This is a genomic window from Hymenobacter arcticus (assembly GCF_054779975.1).
The window spans coordinates 62,660-87,795 of sequence record NZ_BAAGXF010000008.1; the positions used below are offsets into that span (position 1 = coordinate 62,660).

General features: G+C 64.6%; 11 protein-coding genes. 1 reads left to right on the forward strand and 10 read right to left on the reverse strand.

Going from position 1 to position 25,136, the window contains the following annotated elements:
* Positions 1–150: 150 nt before the first annotated feature.
* The 9 genes from ACYVGC_RS14575 to ACYVGC_RS14615 form a co-directional block, all read right to left on the reverse strand.
* Positions 151–2,928 carry a glycoside hydrolase family 2 protein gene (locus ACYVGC_RS14575; RefSeq protein ID WP_460584573.1) on the reverse strand — a complete coding sequence of 926 codons (2,778 nt, stop codon included), beginning with the start codon at positions 2,926–2,928 and terminating at the stop codon, positions 151–153.
* Positions 2,929–3,254: 326 nt separating this feature from the next.
* The gene (locus ACYVGC_RS14580; protein WP_460584574.1) at positions 3,255–4,802 is read right to left on the reverse strand and encodes a RagB/SusD family nutrient uptake outer membrane protein; all 1,548 of its coding nucleotides are present in this window, start codon (positions 4,800–4,802) and stop codon (positions 3,255–3,257) included.
* Positions 4,803–4,832: 30 nt separating this feature from the next.
* On the reverse strand, positions 4,833–8,168 hold the full coding sequence (locus ACYVGC_RS14585; protein WP_460584575.1) for a TonB-dependent receptor: 3,336 nt from the start codon (positions 8,166–8,168) through the stop codon (positions 4,833–4,835).
* Positions 8,169–8,387: 219 nt separating this feature from the next.
* Complete coding sequence (locus tag ACYVGC_RS14590; protein WP_460584576.1) at positions 8,388–9,386, reverse strand: FecR family protein; 999 nt, start codon at positions 9,384–9,386, stop codon at positions 8,388–8,390.
* A gap of 276 nt (positions 9,387–9,662) precedes the next feature.
* Positions 9,663–10,283, reverse strand: a complete 621-nt coding sequence (locus ACYVGC_RS14595; RefSeq protein WP_460584577.1) for an RNA polymerase sigma factor — start codon at positions 10,281–10,283, stop codon at positions 9,663–9,665.
* Between the two features lie 220 nt (positions 10,284–10,503).
* A complete protein-coding gene (gene lacZ / locus ACYVGC_RS14600) occupies positions 10,504–13,734 on the reverse strand; it encodes a beta-galactosidase, LacZ type (protein WP_460584578.1) in 3,231 nt (1,076 codons plus the stop codon).
* A gap of 334 nt (positions 13,735–14,068) precedes the next feature.
* Complete coding sequence (locus ACYVGC_RS14605) at positions 14,069–15,793, reverse strand: DUF5597 domain-containing protein (protein WP_460584579.1); 1,725 nt, start codon at positions 15,791–15,793, stop codon at positions 14,069–14,071.
* A gap of 121 nt (positions 15,794–15,914) precedes the next feature.
* A complete protein-coding gene (locus ACYVGC_RS14610) occupies positions 15,915–16,700 on the reverse strand; it encodes a GH12 family glycosyl hydrolase domain-containing protein (protein ID WP_460584580.1) in 786 nt (261 codons plus the stop codon).
* A 314-nt stretch (positions 16,701–17,014) separates the two neighbouring features.
* Positions 17,015–19,543: a T9SS type A sorting domain-containing protein gene (locus ACYVGC_RS14615; RefSeq protein WP_460584581.1), complete on the reverse strand. Its 2,529-nt coding sequence runs from the start codon at positions 19,541–19,543 to the stop codon at positions 17,015–17,017.
* A gap of 367 nt (positions 19,544–19,910) precedes the next feature.
* Here ACYVGC_RS14615 and ACYVGC_RS14620 point away from each other — a divergent pair, with 367 nt between their 5' ends.
* Positions 19,911–24,167: a two-component regulator propeller domain-containing protein gene (locus tag ACYVGC_RS14620; protein WP_460584582.1), complete on the forward strand. Its 4,257-nt coding sequence runs from the start codon at positions 19,911–19,913 to the stop codon at positions 24,165–24,167.
* 92 nt (positions 24,168–24,259) lie between these two features.
* Here ACYVGC_RS14620 and ACYVGC_RS14625 read toward each other — a convergent pair whose 3' ends face one another.
* A complete protein-coding gene (locus ACYVGC_RS14625) occupies positions 24,260–24,574 on the reverse strand; it encodes a hypothetical protein (protein ID WP_460584583.1) in 315 nt (104 codons plus the stop codon).
* Positions 24,575–25,136 lie beyond the last annotated feature (562 nt).

A 25,136-nucleotide genomic window follows, 5' to 3' on the forward strand; every position in this document is an offset into this window, starting at 1 on the left:
CGCCGGTCCGCCGGCGAAGCCGGCCGACCGGTTGACGCGTAAACGATGGCTGCACGACTAGGCAGGCGGCGCGCTCGTCAACCGGTCGGCCGGCGGACCGGGGCAGATGCACAGACTTGGCAATTACGCTGGGTTAGTGCCCGGCACGGGTTACCGAAAATCAAACCACAGGCTGCCGCTGGTGGGCGTGTAGTTGCGCATGAAATTCTTCTGGCTCTGCGGCCCCAGCTGGGCCGGAGCCTGAAACTTGGTGCCGATGGGCGCGATGGCGTTCAGAAAGCTCAGGTTGCCCTCGGTGGGGAAGGCCGAGGAGGTGTTCTCGTTCTGCGCGCCCACGGGCCGGGCGGGCTTGCCCATTTGCAGAAACACGTTCTGGTCGTCGGTATACACCGTGAAGGGCGATTCCTTGTTTTCGACCACTGCCCAGTACAGGTCGGCGTGGTAGCCTTTGAACTCGGGGTACTGCCAGGTTTCGCCGGTGCGGGCGTCGTTGTAGGCCTTGTGCCACACGCCGAACTGCTGGCCCTTGAGGCGGTTTTTCCAGACGCGGTAGGGGCCGCGGCCCAGCCACTTCATGCCCGTTAGCTTTTCCTCGGGGTAGGTGAAGGTGAGACCCAGAAAATCGGCCTCGCCCTTTTGCGAATACTGGTATTCGAGGTGGGCCGGCTGCCCGGCGGCCACCGTCCATTTGGCGTGCAGAAAGCCCTCTCCCTCGTAGTTAGCCTCCACCACCTGCGCCGCGCCGGCCGCGTAGTGCCGGAAGCTTTTCAGCGACTGCTTTGCGCCGGCCAGCACCGGGCCGCCGCCCAGCGACACGTCGCCCTTGGCAGTAGTCACTTTTAACAGGTAGCCGGTGGTTTTATCAAAGGCATAGCGAATGCCATCGGTGCTTATAGTCAAGGTGTTGCCTTCCTCGGCCGCCGCCGGCGCGGCTGAAGCCGCCGCAGCCGGGGCCAGCTTGCGGGTGGCGCTGGGGTAGGCGATGGGCAGCGTCCAGGTGAAGATTTCGCGCTGGTCGGGGCCGGTGGCGGTGAGGTAGAGCGCGTCGCTGCGGTGCCAGGTGGCGGGCAGCGCCAGCGTGAGCAGGCCCTTCTCGCCGGGGGCCAGCGCGGGGGCGGTTGCGGTGCCGCTGGCATCGGTGCGGGGCGCGGTGGTGGCCGCGCCGGGGGCCGGGAAGGTCACGAGCTTCCAGGTGAAGCGGCACTGGCGGAGGTTGGTGAAGTCGTAGCGGTTTTCAATGAGCAGGCGGCCATCGAAGCCGGGGGCCAGGAACTTGCGGTCCAGCACCACCGGCGACCACAACTCCTTGATGGTAAAGAAGCTGGCTTCCTTCTCGCGGTGTGGCCCCAGAATGCCGTCGGGGGCCGAGTTGCCGGCCGCGTCGAGCCGGCCGTTCTGGTCGGTGCGCACCACGGCCTCGTCGTGAAACGACCACAAAAAGCCGCCGCCGAAGTAGGGGTGCTGGCGCATGGCGTTCCAAAAATCTTCCAGGCCCGCGCCGTGGCCGCCGTCGTAGAGGCCGTGCATAAACTCGGTGGGGAAGAAGACTTCCTTGCCATACAGCACCGAGTTGGTGATGTAGTTGAAGTCGGGGTAGTGCTTGGTGTCGGTGCCGTTAAACCGCTCCCAGGGGTGCAGCACGGGCCGTTTCTGCGGGTCGTAGAGGGCGTAGTCGCCATCGAGGGCGCGGTTGAAGCCACCCTCGTTGCCGTTGTCCCAGAAGATGATGCTGGGGTGGTTCACGTCGCGTACCACCAGCTCGCGCACCAGCTTGTGGCCCACAATGGTGTCGTACTGCGCCTGCCAGCCGGTCAGCTCATCCAGCACAAACAGGCCCAGCGAGTCACACACGTCCAGGAAATGCGCGTCGGGCGGGTAGTGCGACATCCGCACCGCGTTCATGTTCATTTCCTTCATCAGCTTCACGTCGAGCAGGCTGATTTCCTTGCTCAGTGCCCGGCCCGATTCGGGCCATTCGCTGTGCCGGTTCACTCCCTTAAGAATCACCCGGCTGCCGTTCACGTAAATGCCGTCCTGCGGCCGCAGCTCCATGGTGCGGAAGCCGAAGCGCTGCGTCACGCGGTGCACGGGGCCTTTGGCATCGGCCAGCGTCAGCACCAGGTTGTAGAGTTTGGGCGCTTCCGGGTTCCAGGCCCGAATGCCGCTGAGTTGCGCCCGCAGGGTGGTTTTTTCTGCGCCGGGCACCGCTTTTACCGCAAACGGCGCGCCCACGGCCTTGCCGCTCAGCTCCTGCACCTGGCCGGTGATGGTCTGGCTGGCCGTGGCGTTCACGGCAAAGGCATCCACGCGCAGCGCGCCGTTTGCCTGGGCCGCCAGGGCCAGGTGGTCGAAGTAGGCGGGAGGCACAATCTCCAGGTACACGGGCCGGTAAATCCCGCCGAAGAGCCAGAAGTCGGCCTTGCGCTCGGCCAGGTTCACCGAGGCGTTGGCCGAGCGCTTGCTCACCGTGACTTCCAGCAAGTTGTCCTGCCCCGCCGGCTTCAGCTTATCGGTAATGTCGTACTTAAAACGGTAAAAGCCGCCCTGGTGCACGGGGCCCGCCAGCTGCCCGTTCACCTTCACCTCGGTATCGGTCATGCTGGCCTCAAACACGATAAAAACGTGCCGGCCCCGGCCGGCGGCCGGCACCCGAAACGCGTGCTTATACAGGCCCTGCTCGTCGGGGTTCACCTCGTCGCGGTAGTAGTTGTAGGTGCCGAAGCCCTGGGTTTCCCAGTTCGAGGGCACCGCGATTTTGCTCCACTTGCCGCTGTTCTGGCCCTTGGTGCAGTAAAAATCCCACTGCACGGTGTGGTCCTTATCAATGCCCGACAGGTATTGCGTGATTGTTTGCTGCGCCTGGGCGGGCATTCGCAACAGGCTCAGCAGGGCCAGCAGCAGCGTTATTCGTAGGGTACTACGCACCATGTGTACAGATGAAAGTTGGGGAATTCTTTAGTTGTTTGTGCTGGGGGGGCGCCCTCCGCGTAACCCCACCCCCTAGCCCCCTCCCCGATGGGGAGCGGGGACTAGTTTATAGTTATAAATTATTATTTATCAGACTACTATAGCTAGAGCTAGTCCCCCTTCCCCATCGGGGAAGGGGCTAGGGGATGGGGTGAACGCGGAGGGCGACCCGCAAACGTAACGGCTCCAGAAGACGCATACCACGCAAATAAGGTGGCGGGGCACCGGCCGGGAGCCGCCCCAGCCAGTGTCCCGCCCCTAAACTAAGCCACCGGCCCTGGTAGCAACTACCAGTTCGGGTCCTGCACGATGTTGGCGTTGGTGTTAATCTCGCTCTGCGGGATGGGGAAGTAGGCGTGCTTGGCCAGCACGAAAAAGTCCTTGCCCTCCTTGTCGCTGTTCTTGATTTCCTGCTCCAGGATGCCCCAGCGGCGCAAATCGTAAAAGCGCTGGCCTTCCCGAAACAGCTCAATCATGCGCTGGTGCTGGATTTCGGCCAGCATCTGCGCCGCGGTGTAGCCCGCGGGCAGGGCGGCCAGCGTGGCGCGGGTGCGAATGCGGTTCACCAATGGGGTAGCCTCGGCCGGGCGGCCGAGCTTGGTGAGGGTTTCGGCGTAGAGCAGCAGCACATCCGCGTAGCGCAGGGCTTTCTCGTTGATGTCGGAAATCATGGCGCTCACGCCGGTCGTGTTGTACTCGTTTACCTGCGTGTAGTTCTGGTATTTCCGCACCCGCGAAACTTTGCCGAAGGGGTTCGGGAAAGTAGTGAGGCTGTAGGGCTTCTGGTAAAAAGTGGCCCCTGGGTATTCCCAAATCAGCGTGGCGTACATGCGCGGGTCGAGTTTGCCATCGGGGGTTTTCTCCTTCTGAAACTCGTTGAAAACCTTCTGGGTAGGGTAGCCCTGGTACCAGCCCCCGGCTTCGGACGGGGCCATGGCCTGGGCCGTAGTCGAGCCCTGGGTTTCGTTGCTGGTGCCATTTTCACTGCCGCCCAGGTCGCTGCCGCCCACGTTCTGCATCTGAATCTCGAACAACGACTCCATATTGTTGTCCTTGTCTTTCAAGAAGTTGTCCTCGTAGTTGGCCAGCAGGTCGTAGCCGTAAGGAGCCTTGGCCTGGCCCGACGGCTGCGCTATCAGCTTAAACTCGCCCTCGGCCGCGGCCCACTTCTCCTCGTAGACGTACGACTTAGCCAAAAAGCCAATGGCGGCGCCTTGGGTGGCCCGGCCCGTAAACTGCGACGGCCACACCACCGGCAAGCCCGCTTTGGCCTCCGTAAAGTCGGCCTCAATCTGCGCCCATACCTCCGTGGCCTTGGCCTTGGGGTTGGAGTACTGGGCCCGGTCCGTGGGCACGGTCAATATCAGCGGCACTTCCCGGAAGTTGATGATGAGGTAGTAGTAGTTGAGGGCGCGCAGAAATTTGGCTTCCGCCAGATATTGCTTTTTAAGCGCATCCGAGATGGCTATGCCGGGTACTTTCTCAATCACCTCATTGGCCCGCAGAATGCCGCGGTAGCAGCCGCTCCAGAGCGCATCGGCCTGCCCCGTAGTGGCCGTGTTAGTAAACGTGGTAGACTGGTACATGTCCCGCGAGTCGTTGCGGATAAAGAAGTCATCGCCGCGGCCGTTCACCAGCTGCACGCCCTTGTAGCCGTAGTAGCCGTTGAAGGGCGCTTTGAAGGTTTTGTAGGTGCCCGCAATGCCGCCCTGGATGTCGGCTTCCGTTTTCCAGTAGGTATCGGCGGTGAGCTGGTTGGGGTTCAGCTGCTCCAGCTTGCTGGTGCAGGAGCAAGCCAGCCCGGAGAGGAGCGCAAAATACAACGTGCGTTTCATGGTAATGGGTGGGTTGAGTAGCGAGAATAATTAGAAAGCAACCTGCACGCCGGCCAGCAGCGTGCGCGAGAGCGGGTAGGCGCCGTAGCCCCGATCCACGCCCCGGTCCAGGATGTTGGTGCCGCCTTCCGAGCGGCCCAGGTCGGGGTTGTAGCCCAGGTATTTGGTGGTGGTAAACAGGTTGTCGGCGCTCACGTACACCCGGCACGAGGTGATGCTCAGCGCGCTGATGGCCGAGGCCGGAATGGTGTAGCCAAACTGCAGCGTTTTGAAGCGCAGGTAGGAGCCGCTTTCCAGGAAGCGGCTGGAAGTCTGGCCGTTGCCGTTGGGGTCGTTGATGACGGCCCGCGGCACGTCGGTGTTGGTATTGGTGGGCGTCCAGGCGTTGAGGGTGGCCCGGCCGTAGTTCTGCTCCAGGTTCATGCCCTCCAGGTCTTGGCGCACGCCGTTGTAAATCTGGTTGCCGTAGGTGCCCTGAAAGTACACGCTCAGGTCGAAGCCCTTCCAGGCAAAGTTGCCACCGAAGCCGTAGGCCAGCTTGGGCGTAGGGTTGCCCAGCAGCTGCCGGTCGCTCTGGCTGATTTGGCCGTCGTTGTTGTAGTCCACAAACCGGATATCGCCCGGCTTGGCATTGGGCTGAATTTTCTTGCCTTCCTTCGCGTAGGCATCCACCTCCGCCTGCGTCTGGAAGATGCCATCGGCCTTAATCAGGTAGAACGCGCCCAGCGGAATGCCCGCCTGGCCCACCGTAGCCTGCGCCCCCTGGAAGGTGGGCTGGCCCCCAAAAATCTGCTGCGAGCCCGAGGAAAGCTCATCTACCTTGCTGCGGATGGCCGTGGCCGTGCCCAGCAGGGTGTAAGTGAAGCCGCCCTGAGTGTTGGTGTAGTTGAGGGCCGCCTCAAACCCGCGGTTCGAGATGGTGCCCGCGTTCACCACCGGGTTGGCAATCGAGCCATTGGAGCCCGCAATGGGCACCGGAATGATGGCATCCTTGCTGCTACGCACAAAGTAGTCGGTGGTGAGCGTGAGCTTGTTATTGAAAAAGCCGAAGTCGATGCCCACGTTGGACGACCGGGTTTCCTCCCACTTGATGTTGGGGTTGGCCAGGCTGATTTGCGTAGCCCCGCCCCACAGCGTTTGCCCGTTGCCGATAACGTAGTTGGTGTTGGGCACGATGGTGGCGTAGTACAGGTAGTTACCAAAGTTCTGGTTGCCCAGGGTACCGTAGCTGCCCCGCACTTTCAGGGTAGAAACCACGGCCCGCAAGGGCTGAAAAAACGCCTCGTTGGCCACGTTCCAGGCCAGCGCTACCGACGTGAAGTTGCCGTAGCGATAGCTGGGCCCGAAGCGCGACGACCCGTCGCGGCGGATGGTGCCGGTGAATACGTACCGGTCGTCGAAGGAGTAGACCAGGCGGCCCAGGTAGGAAATTGTCGTGCTTTCGCTGGCGTTGCTGTTCGCTACCGGATTCAGGTTGCCGGCGTCAATCACGTTCAGGCCCAGCGGGATGTTGCTTTTGGCCGCGCCCAGGTACCGGTACATGCCGTTCTGGTAGGTGTAGCCCCCCAGCACGTTCAGGCTGTGCTTGCCAAAGACCTTGGCGTAGGTCAGGGTGTTTTCGTGCAGCCAGGTGTTCGACTGGCTCCGGTTTTCGCTGAGGGTGGCGTAGGGGTTGGTGAACAGCGAGCCCACCTGGTAGGGATACGTGTAGTCGTAGTACGCGCCGAAGCCGGGCGTATAGCCCAGGTTGTACTTGTACTTCAGGCCATCGAGGATGCTGATTTCGGCATACGCGTTGATGATGGCATTGTAGCTGCGGTTTTCGGGCACTTCCAGGTTCAGCATGGCCACCGGGTTGGCAATGTTTACCACCGGCCCCGAAGCCCCGCTGAAGCCCCCCACCGCGGTAGGGTCATAGATGCCGAAGGCCGGAATCATCTTCAGGGCCGAGCCGGTGGGGTTGCCCCCCTGCCCCCCCCAGCCCCCGGCCGTGTAGTGCCAGTACTCCTGGGCCATGATAATGCTCTCGCCCACCTTGAGGCGGCCCTTGGTGAAGTCGGACTTAATGCGCAGGTTAAAGCGGTTGTAATCAGTGGTTTTCACAATGCCCTTCTGGTCGAAGTACCCGCCCGAGATGCTGAAATTGTAGTTGTCGCCGCCGCCGCTGGCCCCCAGGGTGTAGTTCTGGGTGGGGGCCGTCTGGTAGATTTCCTTCTGCCAGTCGGTGCCCGCCCCCAGCGCCGCCGGGTCTTTGGCGATATCCAGCGGCTTCAGGTTCGCGTTCACATGCGCCGCGTTGCTGACGGTGGCCCACTCCTGCGCATTCAGCACCTCAATGTTTTTGGTGAGTTTCTGCACGCCGACGTAGGCGTTGGCCGTAAACTGCACCGGCCCCTTCTTGCCCGATTTGGTGGTAATCAGCACCACCCCGTTGGCCCCCTGCGCCCCGTAGATGGAGGCGGCCGAAGCATCCTTCAACACGTCGATAGACGCAATGTCGCTGGGCTGCAAGTAGTTGATATCACCCACCCACACGCCATCCACCACATAAAGCGGGTTGGTACTGTTGAATGAGCCCGCCCCGCGCACCAGCACGCGCAGCCCCGAGCCAGGGGCGCCGCCGCCGCTCTCAATCTGCACGCCCGCCACCCGGCCTTGCAGCGAGCGGGTGAGCGTGTTGGCCCCCTCGGTACGAATATCGGCGGCCTTCACCGACGAGATGGCCCCCGTCACGTCTTCGCGGCGCAGCGTGCCGTAGCCCACCACCACCACCTCATCCAGGGCCTTGTTATCGGTAACCAGCGTTACCGCAACCGTTTGTGCGTTGTTGACCGGCACTTCCTGGGTGGCGTAGCCGATGTAGGAAACAACCAGCGTGGCGTTGCCATCGGGCGCGCTCAGGCTAAAATTGCCTTCGGCGTCGGTGCTGGCCCCGGTGGTGGTACCTTTCACCAGCACCGTCACGCCGGGCAGGCCCTGGCCGGTGGCTTTGTCCACCACCCGGCCCTTCACGGGGAAGGCCGCCGCCCCCGGCACGCCGGCTGCCTCGGCCGTCACAACGGGCTTGAGCAAAATGCCGCTGCTCACCTGCTCAAACCGCACGCCCAGCGGCGTCAGCAGCGACGCCAGAATGCTGGACAGCGGCTCATCCACGGCCTTCACCGATACGCGGCGGTTAGCCTTTATCAGCTGCGGGCTATACAGGAAATGCACGCCGGTTTTCTGCTCCAGCCGGGCCAGCACGGTGCTCATTTCCTGCTCATTAAGCTGCAGCGTAATGCGCTGGCTCATGGGCTCCTGCGCCTCGGCCGGACGTGCGGCGGCCGGGGCGGCCAGCAGCGCCCCCGCCAGCAGCAGGCAGGGCAAACGAAAAGAAGGTGAACGAAGTAGGTGAGCTTTCATATGGCGGGTGGGAAATGTGGAAGAATAAAAGAGAAAACAAGACTTAACCAAGCAGATTTAGCTTACATAGGCAGGTTGAGTAAGCGGCCGCGCGTAAGCCAGCCTGGGTGGTAGATTGAGTTAAAATAATGATAATCAGAATTTTACGTGCTATTAAGCAGCCAAAATTCTACCAACCGCCGGCTAGCGGGCGCAGCCGGTGCTGCGGAAGAGAATCTGCTCGTCGGTGCGCTCGTAGGAAGCATCCAGGGCCTGGCACAGCAGGTCGAGGCGCTGGTAAAGCGTTTCGTGGGTGAAAGCCAGGTTCACGGTGCAGTTGCGCAGCACCGCCGGGTCGTAGGCGATGGCAATGCCGTACTCCTGGCTGAGGGCCGCCAGCACCTGGCCCACCGGCTCGTTGGTGAATAGCTGCTGGCTGGGCCGCAGGGCTACGGGCTGGTCGGCCAGGGTTTTGCGCAGCTGCCGCGCCCGGCCCGGCCGCGCCGAGCACACGGCCTGCTGGTTGGGCAGCAGCACCACGCTGGTGGGGTTGGCCTCGGCATTGGTAAAGGTGGGCGCCGTGGCCGTGCGGGCGCTCACGCGCACCTTGCCGCGCTGCACGCGCACCAGGGCCTCGGGCTGCCCGGCCGGGGCCCGCACCCAGAAGGCGGTACCCAACACAGTAGTTACCAGCGAGTTGGTATACACCTGAAAAGGCTTGGCGGCATCGTGACGCACGTCAAAAAATGCCTCGCCCGTGAGGTACACCTCCCGGCGCGGCCCCCCGAAAGCCGTCTGGTAGCGTAGGGTGCCACCGGGGCGCAGCCACACTTGGCTGCCATCGGGCAGCGTAAGCTGCTGGGTGGGCCCGGCCGGGTTTTGGCGCGTTACCCAGGTCAGCGTGGGCCGGCTGGCCCGCTGCTGACCGCGCCATAGCAGCCCCACCCCCAGGCTCAGCACGAGCAGCGCGGCGGCGGCCCAGCGCAACGGCACCCACGCCGGACCGCGGCCGCCGCGCTGGCGGCGGGCCTCGATGCCGCGCCACAGAGTTTCACCCAGCCGGGCCTGCTCCTCGGCACGCCAGCTAGTGGGCTGGCCCCGGCGCATGGCCGCGTACCAGGCTTCCACCTGCTGCGTCTCGGCCGCCGAGCATTCGCCCCGCCCGTAGCGCTGCAATAGGTCCTGAAATTCTGCCTGGGTCATGGCGCGGCACCGGCGGTTATGCCCGGCTACCTGTATGTCGGCCAACGGCGCGACGACCCTAAAGTGAGTGCTTACTTTTTTGAAAAAATTGTTGGAATTACTCAAGAACGCCTGTCATTGCGAGCGTAACGCAGTGGAGCGCGGCAATCGTCTTCGAACGATACCCGCACGACAACGTTCTGGTGCGATTGCTTCGCGCTGCTCGCAATGACAGACGTTTTTGCGCTTGTTCTGAATTGCTAGGATTTGTCAGTTCAGTTCCTTTCGACCTGGCCCCTACCCCCGAAACCAAGCCAGCAGCACGGCTCCCACGATAAACTCCCGCAGGCCGGCCCGCAAAATTTTGAGGGCTTTCGTGAGGTGATATTCCACCATTTTGGGCGACATGCGCAGCCGCCCCGCTATTTCTCCCACCGTTTGATGCTCGAAGCGGCTGAGCTGAAATACCTCCCTGGGCACCGTGGGCAGGCGACCCAGGGCCCCGGCCAGCGCCGCCGATAAGTCGTTGGCCGCGAGGGCTTCTTCCGTGTTGTGGTCGGCCGCCAGGGCGTGAAACTGGCAGTACGATAGGTAATCGGCCCGCACCGTGCCCGCGCGGATAAAATCAATAATCTGGTAGCGCAGGGCCGACTGCAGGTAAGGCCCCAGCTTCTGGATGGCCTGCTCGTGCCGCTTGTGCCAGATGCCCGTAAACAGGTCCTGAATCAGCTCTTCCGCCACCATCGGCGAGGCCAGCTTGCAGCGCGCCACCTGCAACAGCTCGGCCCAGTGCCGGCGGTAAATTTCGGCGAAGGCCAGCTCGTCGTCCTGGCGCAGCGCGGCGAGCAGGGCGGCCTCGTCCCAGTCGGCGCGGGGCCGCGGGGCAGTGCCACCGGAGGAGGGAACAAGCACTTTCATGCGAAAAGAGCTGGGAAAACGGTGGGTGGGAAAGCCGCCGGCGGAGTATCCGGGCAGGTGGGTAGGGCAGGGGGAGTAGGGAGATAAGCTTTTCAACTTATCAGAACGTCATGCTGAACGCAGTGAAGCATCTCTACCGCTTCGTTGAACGGTGCGAGTAAGGCGGTAGAGATGCTTTACTGCGTTCAGCATGACGTTCTAGTAAATCATTTATTTAGAATTACTTAGATAAGTTAGCGGCCGGGCTTGTGGCCGCGCCGAGTGCGCCGGCCGGGGCGCTGCCGGGCGGGCTGCCCAGCAGGCGCATGGTGTAGGTGTAGGAATAGGTTTTGTCGAGCAGGCGGAAGGGCTCGTGGGGCAGGGCCCCCCAGCTATTGTCGCCGCCCACGCCGCGCTGCTTCAGGTCCAGTTGCAGACACACGAAATCGAAGCGGCGCACGTCGTTGGTGTGCTGCTGCTTTTTGGTGAGGCCGGGGTCCAGAAACTCGGTGCGGGTGGGTAGCGCACTGAAACCCAGCGGCTGAGCCCCTTCGATGCGTAGGCCCTGCCCGGCGGCATCGGTGAGGGCCAGCCAGCGCACGCCGGTGCGGTAGCCGCTCTCCTGGGGCCGGATGTAGTTGGTAGTGAGCTGATTACTCACCGAGTCGTGGTACACGCCCAGGAAGGCCGCCGTGTGGCGGTCGGCGTAGTTTTCCCAGGGCCCCCGGCCGTAGTAGGCCAGCTGGCCAAAGCGACCGGGCAGCTCCAGGCGCATACCGAAGCGAGGCATCTCGGGCAACTGCTTGCCGGTCAGGTCGATGGCGGCCGTTACGCGCACCGCGCCGTCGGGGGCAATGAGGTAGGCCACGGTGTAGGGCACGCCCAAGTCGGCCAGCAGGTAGTCTACCGCAATGGGCAGGCCGGCGGCGGTTTGCGCGCCCACGGCCACGCGCTGCACCAGGCGGTGGGCGTGGGCCGTGCGCCACACGCCCAAGCGCTCGGGCATTCCGTTGCCAAAGTCGTTGTCGGTGGGCGCGCGCCAGAAATAGGGCTCCGGAAACTGGTCGATGACGTGCTGCCCCCGCCGCTCGTAGCGGGTGAGGCGGCCGGCTTTGGTATCAAACTCGCCGCGCACCTCACCCGCCGCGAAGGTGAGCCGGTCGCCGGCACGCGTCACGCGCAACTCGCCGGCGGCCGTGGCGGTAGTGGCAGCGCTGGCAACGGCGGGCGGCGCGAAGTAATCTGGCTCGGGCGTGAGCACAAACTGCTCGCGGGCTACTTCGTGGCCGGCCGGCACTGCGGGGGTAGCCGCTTTGGTACGGGCAAATACCTGGAGCACGTACTCGGTACCGGGCCCGGCGGGCAGCGGCCCCAGCGGTAGCCGCACCTCTTTTTGCTGTTCAGCGGCCAACTCAGCGGCAAAAGTGCCGGCCTTGGTCACCACTCCGTTTTTCAGCAGCTCCCAGCGGAAAGTGTAGTCAGCCAGAGTGTTAAAGGAGAAGCCGTTATGCACCGTAAGGCGACCCGTGGCGGGCTGGGCGGCGCTAAAGCGGATATCCTGGTACACCTTTTTCACTTCCCACAGGCCAGGGTGCGGGGTACGGTCGGAACCCAGCAGGCCGTCGGCCACACCGTTCTCGTCGTTCTGGCGGTCGTAGCCGCCCAGGTCGCCGCCGTAGGCCCACCAGGCGCGGCCGCCGGCGTCGGTTTGCCGCAGGCCCTGGTCCACCCAGTCCCAGATGAAGCCGCCCTGCATGTGCGGACTGCTGCGAATGATGTCCCAGTACTCCTGAAAGTTACCGCTGCCGTTGCCCATGGCGTGCGCGTACTCGCACATGATGAGGGGCCGCGTCCGGTTGGGGGCGGTGGCGTAGCGCTGCAGCGAGTCCAGGCCGGGGTACATGGGGGCTATTATGTCGGTGTCCCAGTCGGCGCCGGCCTGCTCGAAGGTGACCAGGCGGCTGGGGTCGCGCTGCTTCAGCCAGCGGTACATCTCGTGAAATATTGGGCCGTTGCCGCACTCGTTGCCCATGCTCCAGAGGATAACCGAGGGGTGGTTTTTGTCGCGCTCCAGCAGCCGCTCAATGCGGTCGCGATGGGCCGGGGCCCAATGCGGCAGGTAGGCAGGGTGCTGGGTTTTGTCGAGGCCCCAGGGCTCGTCGCCCATGCCGTGGCTCTCAATATTGGCCTCGTCCACCACGTAGAGCCCGTACTCGTCACAGAGCCGGTACCACAGCTCGGCGTTGGGGTAGTGGCTGGTGCGCACGGCGTTGATATTGAACTGCTTCATCAGCTCAATATCCTGGCGCATAGCGGCTTCGCCGATGACGTGCCCCGTGTACTGGTCGTGCTCGTGGCGGTTCACGCCGTGCACTTCCACGGCGCGGCCATTCACCAGCAGCTGGGCATTTTTAAGCTCCACCTTGCGGAAGCCGATGGCGGCCCCCGCCAGGGCCAGCGGGTGGCCCTGGGCATCGGCCAGCGTGAGCAGGCACTGGTAGAGGTTGGGCTGCTCGGCGCTCCAGGGGCGCACGTTTTTGAGCGTGCCGCCGAAGGTGACGTGCTGGGTAGGGCTGGCCCCGAAAGCAGCCACCGGCTGCTGCTGGCGCAGCACGAGGCGGCCGGCGGCATCGCGCACCTCCACGGTGAGGCGGGCGGCGCGGGCGGCCGCCTCCGGCCCGAAGCTGCGCAGCACCACGTCGGCTCCAAACTGCCCGTGGCGGTACGTGGCGTCGAGGTCGCTTTTCAGGAAGAAGTCCCACACCGTTTGGGGCGGCAGGGCGCACAGGTACACGTCGCGCTCGATGCCGCTGAGCCGCCAGAAATCCTGGTCTTCGAGGTAGCTGCCATCGTGCCAGCGCGTTACCTGCACGGCCAGCTGGTTGGGGCCCGGCTTCAGGTACTTGGTCACGTCAAACTCGGCCGGCGACTTCGAGGCCTTGGTCATGCCCACGCGCTGGCCGTTCACCCACACCACCGCGTAGCCCGAGATGGAGCCAAAGTGCAGCAGCACCTCGCGCCCCGCCCAGCCGGCCGGCACCGCAAACGTGCGCCGGTAGGAGCCCACCGGGTTGTCGCGCCCATCAATAAAGGGCGGGTTGCGCGGGAAAGGGTAGGTGATATTGGTGTAAATCGGCACCCCAAAGCCCTGGATTTCCCAGTTCGACGGCACCGCAATGGTCTTCCAGGCGGCATCGTCGAAGTCGGGCCGGGCAAAGTCCAGGGGCTTGTCGGCGGGCCGGCCCACGTAGCTGAACTTCCAGGGGCCGTTCAGGCTCTGGTAGTAGGGCGAGCGGGTGGGGTCGGCGGCGGCCACGTCGGCGGGCGCGTCGTAGAGCATAAAGCTGGCGCGCGCCGGCTCCTTGTTTTGCTCAAAAAGCAGGGGGTTTTCCCATTCCTGGGGCGTGGGCTGGGCCCCCACGGGGCCGGCCAGCGCGAGCAGCAACAGGCAGAAATAGCGGAAAGCAGTCATGTGAAATTAGCGTGGCTAAAAGTACCCTGCCCCTACCAAGTGCCAGGGGGAAAAAGGGGTTTAAAAGCGGGGGGTTATTCGTCGGGGCGGGTTGGGGGTGCTTGAGGTGAGAGGTGAAAGCGCGTTGCGTGAGACGATAAAAAATTGTCAGTCAATATCTTGTCGTTCTGGCGGGCGCCTCACCCCCCGGCCCCCTCTCCGGAAAGGAGAGGGGGAGCCAGCCGTCCGCTAACGTCCACGCAGAGCCGGTGCCCCCTCTCCTTTTCGGAGAGGGGGTCAGGGGGTGAGGCACCCGCCAGAACGAAATAATTCCCACAAATCTGAAACTCAAACCCTATCGCGTGTACAGCCGCACCCGCAGCACCTGCGGCACCGAGCTGAACTGCAGGCCCCAGTCCGTCTCGTCCCCATTCCAAATGCGGAGGGGCTTGAAAACACCGTTTTCGTACTGCCCTTCCTCCACCCGCATAAACTGCCAGGGCTTGCCCGCGGCGGCCCCGGCCGGCCGAAAATTGACGCGGGCGTAGGCCCCGGTTACCAGAAACTCATCGGGGCCGAGCTGGGCCAGCATGGCGCGCCCGATGGGCTGAGCGTTGGCCCCGGTGCCCTCGCGCGGTCCGTAGGCCACGGTGGCATCCCAGCCGGCGAAGTGCAGCGGCGGCGCGAGCTGGGCCACCGCCGGGGCCGGCGTGGCGGTGGCGGTGGCCGCCGGGCCGGCCGCTACGTCGGGAGCGGCAGAGGGGGTAGGCGGCGCTTCGGCCACGGCTTGCAGCTTGCCCGCGAAGTTGAGGCGGGCCACCTCGCGGGCCATCGGGGCAAAGGCCCGGTAGTTGAGGGCGAAGGCCGCCAGGTTGGCAGCCGTGAGGGCGGGCGCGCCGGGCGACGAATCGGCAAAGTTGGCCAGGTCGAGGCCGAACGGCGCGAAGCCAATGGCGCCCAGGCCCAGCGCGGCGTAGAAGTAGCGGGCGTTGGCGGACTGGCTGCCGGTTTCGGGCACCAGCAGGGCATTATCGGGCCGCTGGTAGAGCTCCAGCACCCGGCGGTAGCGGGCATCGTCGGTCATGTAGATGTCGGGGGCCAGCAGGTCGAGGGCGGGGGCGGCCGCCTTCCAGATGGCCAGCACGTTGTCGGTGGGGCCGCCGCTCTCGTAGCTGGGCGGACGGCTGGGCCGCAGCGGGTCGCGCAGGGCGGCGTTGGTGTAGAGGGGAAGCGGGTACACGGCCTTGCCCGCCGCCGCCACCTGCCCCACGAAGCGCCCAATAAACCAGGCATGAAAAAACTCGTCGGCATCTTCCCCAAACACCGTTTTCCAACTGCCCGCCCCGGCCGGCTTGCCGAGCGCCGCCAGCAGCCCGGCCGGCACCGGGGCCTCAAACAGCAGCTGGGCGACGGGCGAAAAGTCGCGCACGCCGCCCCAGGTGCCCGGCTCATTCTCGACCTGCACCATGATAACGGTGCGCACCGGGTCGATGCGCTTGAGGTGCCCCATAAAGGCGGTAAAAGCCTTGATATCGGCCGCCAGCGTGGCCGGCGCGTGGGGTGAGGGCGAGTCGAGGGGCTGGCCGGCCGCGCCCACCACGTTGGGGTACAGCTGTAGCTGGCGCTTCATCCAGGCGGGCAGGTAGTGGTTGCTGCCGTTTTTCCAGGTGCCAAACCACAGCAGCACCAGGCGTACGTGGTGGGCGCGGGCCTGCGCCACCAGCCCATCCACCACCGAAAAGTCGAACCGGCCCGGCTCCGGCTCCAGCTGCTCCCAGTACACGGGCATTTCCACTGTGTTGGCGTGCAGGGCCTGCATGGCGGGCCACACCACGGTGGGCAGCACCGCCGGCCAGGCGCTGGAGTTGTGCACCTGCGCGCCCAACATCAGGAAGGGCGCGCCATCGACAAAGAGGGCGTAGCGGCCATTCTGCTTCACGAGGCGCGGCATTGGCGCGGGTTGCGGCGGGGCCGCCGCCCACGTAGCCAGGCCGCCGCCGAGGCTCAGCCCGGCCAGCAACAGCGTGCTGAATAGCTGCCGCGCCCGCAGTTTCGTCAGGTTAGAGAATAAGTCGCTCAAACTATTGGTATTCAATGAAGAGTGGAAAAGGATGTGAGTCGTTTAGAGGGGCAAAACAAACCAGCCCACCCACCGGCCCAAAGGTCGGCTGGTGGGCTGGCTAGTTGTTTTCAATAAGTGCTCAGATGCCGCTCACGCCGTAGGCGGTACTCTTAAACGTGCCGCCGTCGATGATTTCCCAGCCGGCCTGTATGCTTGTCATGTAGTTGGAAGTACCCATCCAGCCGCGGGCCACGCAGTAGCTGATAATGGGCTTCAAGTCGATGCTGACTGAGTTAGTTTGGCTGGTGGGCAGGAAAGAGAACACGTTGTCGCGCCGGTACACATTCCATGTTTTGCCGCTCAGGCTCACATTGCTAGCAAACGGGATAGCGTTGCCGCTGGCGTCGTAACTGGCCGCGATGGGCTTGGTGTTTTTCCACGTTAGCCACACCATCAACTCATACTTCGCGGCGCGGTTGCCGGTAACGGCCGAGGGGTCGAACCAGATGTCGTAGGCCGCGTCGTAGGCGTTGCCTGACGATGATTGCGACCAGTTAGTGTGCGCGTTGCCGAGGGCGCTGATTTGCTTGGGCAGCGCCGTGCCCGATGAGCACCCGGTGTAGTGGCAGCCGTACACCACGGCCGGGTACGATTTGATGCCGGTCGAGGTGTTGGTGTGCGAGGCCGTCACGCCCCAGTCGTTGATGTTGTTGAAGTAGATGCACTGCGAGCCGGCCCCAGCCTTGCTGGCGCCCCACTCATCGTTCATCATAAAAAACTGCCCCGAATTGATGGAGCCGCCATCGCAGGACTGGGCATCCTGGGTGGTGGGGGCGGCGGTGGCTACCGTGGGCGCGGCAACTTGTTCTTTGCTGCAACCAGCCAGCGCGGCGGTCGTCAACAGGGCCATTACATACTTTTTCATGGGAGTGGGGGTTGGGTGGAAAAGGAGATTGAATGAAAAATTGTAAGTGTAAGATTGTGAGGTCGTTACGTTTATATCGGGTTGGGGAGTAGTCGCCCTCCACGGGGGACCCCACCCCCGGCCCCTCCCCTCCGGGAGAGGGGAGCCAGGCGTCAATGAGCAGTGAGCAATGAGTAATTTTTCACTGTTCACTGCTCATTGTCAATTACATCAGGCTCCCCTCTCCCGGAGGGGAGGGGCCGGGGGTGGGGTCCCCCGCGGAGGGCGACCACCTACAGCATCAGCGAACAAGCGCCAGCGCCTCCCTCAGAAGCCTACTGCTTCACCACGCGCACCGTGGCGCTTTGCGCGCCGCTGGCTACCCGCACCACGTACAGGCCGGCGGGCAACTGGCTCAAATTCAACGTGTAATCGGCGCGGGAAGCGGTGGTGATGCGCACCACGGCCCCCAGGGTGTTAATCACGGAAACGGTGCCGCCCACCAGCTCCGGGGGCAGGCGCAGCGTGAGGGCGCTGCCGGTGGGGTTGGGGTAAGCTTGCAGGGCGGCGGGGCCGCTGGTGGCGGGGCGGCTGGCAAGCGCGGTGGCCGGCATGCCGTAAATGATGCCCCGGCCGGCGGTGCTCATGTACACGCGGCCGTAGGTGTTGAGGTCGCCCATCACAAACTGCCCGTTGGCGGGGCCGCCGTACTCGTGGGCCTCGTCATTGACCCGTACCCAGCTCACGCCCTGGTCGTTGGAGCGGAAAATGCCCACTACTCCGCCCACGACGCCGTAGATATAGATGGCCTCGTAGGTGCTGCCCGGCGCGGCCTTGCCGAAGCCCACCGCGTCGCATCGCGTCACGTTGGCGAGCTTGGTAAAGGTGGTGCCCGAGTTGACGGAGCGCGTGAGGCCGCCGCCGTAGAGGGCTACCCACAGGTGCCCCTCGCGGCCCTGCACGGCCCGGATAATCTTGGAGCCGCCGGTGGCCCCCACGTTGCCGGCCACCGCAAACGATACGCCGCCGTCGGTGCTCACCAGCATCTCGCCGGTATTGGTGTTGTGCAGGTAAAACTTGCTGGGGTTTACGGCGTCGGCCACGGGGCGCGAGCTGGTGAGGGTAGTGGGCACGCCGGTGGCCTTGGTCCAGGTGGCCCCGTTGTCGGTGGTGCGGTACACGAAGGTGTTGTCGGCCACCGGGAAGCTGGCCGACGCTCCGTTGCTGGGGCTGTGCAGCAGCACGCCGCCATCGGCCGAGAGGGCCAGCTGCCCATTCGAGCCGTTCATGGTGGCCGTGCGCGTCCAGGTCAGGCCCATATCGGTGGAGTAGAGCAGCACCGAGGCGGCCGTCGAGCTGCTGCGGCTGCCCACCCGCACCACGTTGGCGGGGCTAAGCTTGGCGAAGTCCAGGCCGTTGGTGCTCCCGATGCGGGGCTGGTAGATGGGCGCGTACTGCGCCACGTCGGTTTGCCGGAAACCGTCGTAGTCCAGAATGGTTGAGAGTAGGGGCCCGCCGTTGGGCAGGCTCACCAGGTTCTGGGCCACGGTTTCTTCGAGGCCCTTCACGAAGAACTTCCACATGCCGGCCGGGGCGGTAATGTCATCGTTGGCATACACGCCATTGCCCGAATCCACGAGCACGCGGTTGGGCACGAAGGGGTCAAACTCGATGCTGGCCGCCCAGTGAATGGACTGGCCCGGTATCCAGGTAATGCCGTTGGGGTCGAAGGTGTAGCCGCGGGCCACCACGTCGGTCCAGGTGGTGCCGCCGTCGGTGGTCAGGAAAAACCGGTCGCCGTAGGGGCTGCTCGACGTGGGCCCCTGCTGCAAGTAGCTGTTGCAGGTCGAGATGATGATGCGGTTGGGGTTGTTGCGGTCCACGCTGATGCCGCCGAAAGCCCGGTTGGTGCCGGTGGTGGGCGTGAGGTTGGTCCAGGTGCCGGCGGCGATGTCGTATTTCCAGATTTGGCCCGCGTCGTAGGCCTCGTTGGAGGCCGGCAGGGTGGCGGTAGCGGCAAAGGTGGTGCCGTAGGGCCCCGAGCCGTTGCCGTAGCTGATGTAGAGGCTGCCGCCCGCCTGCACGGCGCGCTGCGGCATCATGCTGGCCCCCAGGTTGGGGTTGGTCACGGCCGTGAACGTGGCCCCGGCGTCGTCGCTGCGGTAGAAGTTGGCGCCCGCGCCGCTGTTGCGCGACACGCCCGCAAACACCCGCTGCGAGGCCCCGCCCGCGGCGGCGCTGGTGTTATCCACCAGCACGAAGCTCAGGCCGTTGCCGTTGGGCGTCACCGTCACGGGCAGGCTGGTGAGGTTGGTCCAGGTGGTGCCCGAGTTGGTGCTCTTCCAGATGCCGTTGTAGCGGGTGCCGCAGTAGAGGGTGCTGCTGCTGCTGGGGTCTACCTGCAGCTTTTCGCCGTTGCCGCGGCCCATGCCGTTGCCGTGCGCCTTGAACTGCGCCGTCACGTCGATGGTCGTGAACGTGGCCCCGTAGTCGGTTGAGCGCATGATATACGTGCGGCCATTATTGAAGTAGCTGATGCCGCAAAAGGCGTAGAGCGTGCTGGAGTTCTGCGGGTCCAGCGCCAGCGACTCTACTCCAAACATGCCCTGCTCCAGTTCCGAGGCGCCGTCCATAAGCGGCACCCACTTGGCGGCGGCGGTATCGTAGCGGTAGGCCCCGCCCACGTCGGTGCGGGCGTAGTAGAGGCCCGCCTGGGTCTTGCTCATGACGAGGCCCGACACGAACCCGCCGCCGCCAATGGCGATGCTGTTCCAGTTATACGGTTCAGTGGTCTGGGCCTGGGCCTGCGGCGCGAGGCCGCCGCCCAGGCAAGCCAGCAGGACCCAGAAAAAGGGGCGGCGCAAAGCAGTCTTCGGCCGCGGACAGGAGGTAACGTGAGGTACCATACAGTGGGTGGGAATGGGTTAAAAATGGAAAAGGAAAGAGGAAAAACAGTGCAATCGTTTGTATTGTCGGCTGCGAGAAAAGTCTCAGCGGCACTGCCTGATTGCCAGCGCACAACGCAAAACCCGTGGGTAGATTTGGAGTCCTAAAAGTACTAATCCCGCCAGCGGCCGGCCGGGGGTTTTTCAGCCAAAAAGCGGGGGGTAGGCCGTCGGCCGGGCGCGGCCAACGCTGCTTGGCGCCGGGCATTTCGGGCTTACTTTGTGCGTGTTAAGGCTAGTGCCGTAATAATCAGTATAGTTGAGCCCAATTCTGACTTTTCTGCTTATGTGCGCCGGGTGCGTGCCCGGGCCGCGCCGGACCGGGCTGCTGCTGGCCGGTGGGCTCTGGCTACTGGCGGCCCTGGCGGTGGCCGCCCCCGCGCCCCCGCGCCCGGCGGCTTTCCGCTTCGAGCACCTTACCGTCAACCAAGGCCTCGCGCATTCCGACGCCCTGGCCGTGGCCCAGGACCGCGCCGGCTTCCTCTGGATTGGTACCAATAAGGGCATCGACCGCTACGATGGCTACGAGCTGCGCCACTACGCCCTGCCCGTGAACCCCCTCAACGCCATGCCGGCTAACCGGGTGCGGACGCTGCACCTGGGCCCCGACGGCACCCTCTGGGCCGGGGTAGAAAGTGCCGGCCTGAGCCACTACGACGCCAGCCACAACCGCTTCAACTTCGTGGCCGGGCCCGCCACCCCCGCCGGCCGCCTGCTGGCCCAGGCCACGGTGGTGTCGATTGCCGGCGGGCCGGGCGGCTGGCTCTGGGTGGGCACCGAAACCCACGGCCTGTTTGCCCTGCGCCTCGATGCGCAAGGCCGCCTGCTGGCCCTGGACCGGGTGCCGCTGCCCGGCCCCCGCCCCGTGCTCGACTACCACGCCCGCGCCCTGGCGCTGGGCCCCAATGGCCGCCTGTGGCTAGGTACCGCCGGGGCGGGCCTGCTGGTGCTCGATACCCGCGCGGCGGCGGCCCGCCCGGTGCCGGTGGCGCTGGCCGCCGCCAACATTCGGGCGCTGTGCCTCGACCGCCACGGCGACCTTTGGGTGGGTACCGACCACCAGGTGCTGTGGCTCAGCCGCGCCGCCCGGCAGCGGGCGGCGCGGCCGTTGGCGACGGCCCTGCCCCAGCCCTACACCGATATTGAGTCGGTACTGCTCGACTCGTTTGGGCGGCTGTGGGTGGCTACCACCTACGGCCTGCACCTGTGGGAGGCTGCCCCCGCGGCCGGGGCCGGCCCCCCGCTGCGCCTCGACCAGTCGGCCGAGTTTCTGCCCGCCGACAACGACCCGACCAGCATCAACTCCGACCGGGTGCAGCAGGTGTTTGAGGGCCGCGACCAGGTGCTGTGGCTGGCGGCCTCGGCCGGCGGCCTCAACAAGGTAGACCTGCGCCAGAAGCCCTTCTTCAACCTGCAGCGCCAGGTAGCAACCCAGCCCACGCTGGCCAACAATTTTGTCAACGCTATTTACGAGGAGCAGGCCCGCCACCGCCTCTGGATTGGCACCCGCGGCGGCCTGTCGTGCTACAACCTGGCCAGCCACACTTACCGCAACTACTTCGTGCCTGAGCAGCCCGGCAAGTCGACCGGTACCGACGTGTCGGCCCTGCTCCAAACGGCCGATAGCGCCCTGTGGGTGGCCACCATCAACCGGGGCCTCTGGCGCCTGCGCTTCCCCCGGGGGCCGGGGCAGGCTGAGCTCACGCCCTGCCCCGGCGGCGGGGCCGCGTACTTCGAAAGCCTGGCCCAGGACCGGTTTGGCACCGTGTGGGCGGCTTCTTTACAGGGCCTGAGCCGGTTTGGGGCCGACGGCCGGCTGCTACGCACCTATCAAGGTAATGAGCTGCCCACCAGCCAGTTTACCTACCTGCTCTACGACCGGCGCACCGATGTGCTGTGGGCCAGCACCCGCGACGCGGGCCTGCTCAAGCTGCGCGTCACCCCCGATTCGCTGGTGCTGCTGCGGCAGTTTCGGGCCAATCCTACCGGCCCCACGGGCTTGGCCGTGAGCTTCGTGTGGCCGCTGCTGCTCGACGCCCAGGGTACGCTCTGGATTGGTACCATCGGCGGGGGCCTGCACCGGCTGGTGCGCGACGCCCAGGGCCGGGAGGTGGTGGAGCGCTACCGCCGCTGGCTGCCCGAGAGCGACGTCGAGAGCATGCTGGCCGATGCCGACGGCAACCTCTGGCTGGGCGGCACCGGCCTCTACCGCTTCACGCCCGCCACCCGCCAGTACCTGCGCTACGACGTGGCCGACGGCCTGCAAAGCAACGCCTTCAAGGTGGGTGCGGCCTGGGCCGCGCCCGATGGCACGCTCTATTTTGGGGGCATCAATGGCCTTACTTATTTCCAGCCTCGCGCCATTCGGGTCAACCCGTCGGCGCCGGTGGTGCAGCTCACCAGCCTGCGCCTGGCCAACAAACCGGTGGCCGTGGGCGAAGTCGTGAACGGCCGGGTGGTGCTGGCCAAGCCCCTCACCAGCCCGCAAACCGTCGTCATCAAAGCCGCCGAAAACGACTTCTCCATCGAGTTCGTGGCCCTGAACTACGCCAACCCCCACAAGCACCGCTACGCCTACCAGCTGATAGGCTATAACAAGGACTGGGTGCCGGCCGCCCCCGGCCAGCGCACGGCCAGCTTCGCTAATCTCACGCCCGGCGACTACACCTTTCTGGTGAAGGCCAGCAACGGCGAGGGCCGGTGGTCGGCCCAGCCCGCCACGCTGCGCATTACGGTGCTGCCGCCGTGGTGGGGCACCTGGTGGGCCTATTTGCTCTACGGTCTGGCCGCGCTGTTGGTGGTGGCCCTGTACCGCCGCGTCGAGATGGCCCAGCAAAAGCTGAAAAACCAGCTGGCCCTGGAAGAATACCGCGTCGAAAAAGAAAAGGAATTAACTGACCTGAAGCTCAGCTTCTTCACCAACGTCAGCCACGAGCTACGCACCCCGCTCACCCTCATCCTGGGCCCGTTAGAGGAGCTGGTGAGCCACCCCGAAAAACTCAGCCAGGCCGGCGAGAAAGTGGCGCTCATGCACAAGCAAACCCGCAAGCTGCTCGACCTGGTAAACCAGCTTCTGGATTTCCGCCGGGCTGAGGGCGGCCACGTCCCGTTGCGCGTCAGCCACGGCGACGTGGTGGGTTTCCTCACCGAGATTTTCCTGATTTTCAAGCTCAAAGCTGAGGAAAAAGGCATTGCCTACACCCTGGATGCTCCCGCCGCCGCGGTGCCGCTCTACTTCGACCGCAACAAGCTCGAAATCGTGCTCACTAACCTGCTGGCCAACGCCTTCAAGTACACCGAGGCGGGCGGGCGCGTGCGGCTGGCCGTGGCCGCCGTGGGCGACCCTGCCGCCCCGGCCCTGCGCCGCAAAGATAAGTTGTTAGCTAACTATCTGGAAATAAAGGTGATAGATGAAGGTATCGGCATGGCGCCCGCCGACCTGCACCGCATATTCGACCCGTATTTCCGGGTGGCTTCGGCCCGCAACCAGCCCGTGCCCGGCACCGGCATCGGCCTGGCCCTGGTGAAGCAGGCCCTGGAGCGCCACGCCGGCGAGCTTGCCGTGACCAGCGCTCTGGGCACCGGCACCACCTTCACGCTTCGCCTACCATTTGGCCGGGCGCACCTGGCCCTCAGCGAAATAGAAGCCGCCGTGCCCGACGATGTGCTGGCCGCCGCGCCGCCGCTCGGGGTGCCCGCGGCCCCGGTGGCGCTAGTGGACAGGGCGGCTGAGCCTGCCGGGCCCGGTGCCGCCAGCCCCGCCCTGCTGCTCATCGTGGAAGACAACGATGAGGTGCGCCACTACCTGCATCAGCTCTTTGCGCCCGATTTTGAAGTGGCCCTGGCCGCCGACGGGGTGGAAGGCTGGGAAAAAGCCCTGGCCCTGCTGCCCGACCTGGTGATTTCCGACGTGATGATGCCGCGCCGCGACGGGCTGGAATTGTGCCGCCAAATCAAGCAGCACCCCAAAACCGAGCACATTCCGGTGATGCTCCTCACGGCTCGCACGGCCGCCATGCACGAGCTGGCCGGCCTCGAAACCGGGGCCGACGACTACAGCGGCAAGCCCTTCAACCCGCCGGTGCTGCACGCCAAAGCCTTGGCCCTGCTCAGCAACCGGGGTAAGCTGCGCGAGTATTACCAGCGCCAGCTGCTGCTGGAGCCCACCCAGGTAGCTATTCCCGACGCCGAAAAGCAGCTGCTCGAAAGCGCCATGCGCATTGTGGAGGCCAACCTCGACAACCCGGACTTCGGCGTGCCCGTGCTGGTGCGCGAAATGGGCATGAGCCAGTCGGTGTTCTATCGCCGCATCAAGGGCATCACCGGGCAGTCGGTGGCCGAATTTATCCGCGATGTGCGCCTGAAGCGGGCCGCCCAGCTGCTGGCCACCTCCGAGCTGCGCGTCTCCGAAATTGCCAGCCAGGTGGGCTTCGAAGACAGCAAGCACTTCCGCGAAGTCTTCCGCAAGCTTTACGGCCGCTCACCCTCCGAATACGCCAAGGAGCATCGCGCGATAAGCAACGGCCCTGCGGCTGACTCGTAGGCCGCCGCAAGGCCACCCGGGGCATTTAGAACCAGCAATAGGTCCGGCTTGCACCCAGGCTGCGCGCCGCAGATTACTAGGAAGGCCGGTGCTCAGCCGGCGAGCGCAATTTCCTCCACCAGCTCTTCAGCCTCAGCGGGCGCCTCCACTACTTCGATTAAGTAGAAGCTATTGAAGGTCATAAAAATCCAGGGGCTCAGGCATTCACGTACCTCAGAGGTGCTCAACACCCTGCGAAGCCGGGCTTGGTCCGCAAACAGCTCAAACCGGCGGCCTTTCGCCGGGGCGAGCGGCGCATAGCCCACGAAAGAACGGCCGACGGCAATCGCCTCCGGGGAAAAGGCATCGGCGCAGCTCTGCAGCTTGGTGACGCGCACCCAGGCAGGGAAGACAATAGTATCCGTCATGGCACACGGGGTACTGAGGAAGACATTATTAACCTAAGTTATGAAATAGAGCACCGCGCAGCGGTGCCAGGTTTGTAGAAAGAAATTGTACCAGAAACCAGTGCCGCGTAGCAGTGCAAGAGGTGCCTCCTTGTTGTGCGCCGCCTGCGCCTGGCACCCAGTATTTCACCGAAAACAGGGAGAACCGCTCCTTGCAGCACTTGTTCCATTTCTCATTTACCTACCGCTTCGACCAAAGTGGCCCCGGTAAGCAGCGTAAAGCCATCCAGAACGACGATATCAAAAGCGGCGGCAGTAAGCACGGCGGCTAGCGGCGAGGAACCGCTGCCGGTGACGAAAAGGGTCGCGGGCTATCCTGGCTATTATGGGCGCTACTGCGCATAAACGCGATAATGGCTAACCCCAGACCAAATACCACCACCAAGCGGGCCATGCGTTGCCGATAGCTGCTCCAAAAAAGACTTTGCCCTTCATGCACTTGGGGTAAAAACGTGAGCACCACAAAGGCCAGCTCTGGGTACCAGGCAATATTTTGCAGCCACGCTCGGCCCACAAAATGGTC

Bases quoted from the DNA above. Each gene is read 5' to 3' on its own strand.
- ACYVGC_RS14575 (WP_460584573.1), bottom strand. From the start codon at position 2,928: ATGGTGCGTAGTACCCTACGAATAACGCTGCTGCTGGCCCTGCTGAGC.
- ACYVGC_RS14580 (WP_460584574.1), bottom strand. From the start codon at position 4,802: ATGAAACGCACGTTGTATTTTGCGCTCCTCTCCGGGCTGGCTTGCTCC.
- ACYVGC_RS14590 (WP_460584576.1), bottom strand. From the start codon at position 9,386: ATGACCCAGGCAGAATTTCAGGACCTATTGCAGCGCTACGGGCGGGGC.
- ACYVGC_RS14595 (WP_460584577.1), bottom strand. From the start codon at position 10,283: ATGAAAGTGCTTGTTCCCTCCTCCGGTGGCACTGCCCCGCGGCCCCGC.
- lacZ (WP_460584578.1), bottom strand. From the start codon at position 13,734: ATGACTGCTTTCCGCTATTTCTGCCTGTTGCTGCTCGCGCTGGCCGGC.
- ACYVGC_RS14610 (WP_460584580.1), bottom strand. From the start codon at position 16,700: ATGAAAAAGTATGTAATGGCCCTGTTGACGACCGCCGCGCTGGCTGGT.
- ACYVGC_RS14620 (WP_460584582.1), top strand. From the start codon at position 19,911: ATGTGCGCCGGGTGCGTGCCCGGGCCGCGCCGGACCGGGCTGCTGCTG.
- ACYVGC_RS14625 (WP_460584583.1), bottom strand. From the start codon at position 24,574: ATGACGGATACTATTGTCTTCCCTGCCTGGGTGCGCGTCACCAAGCTG.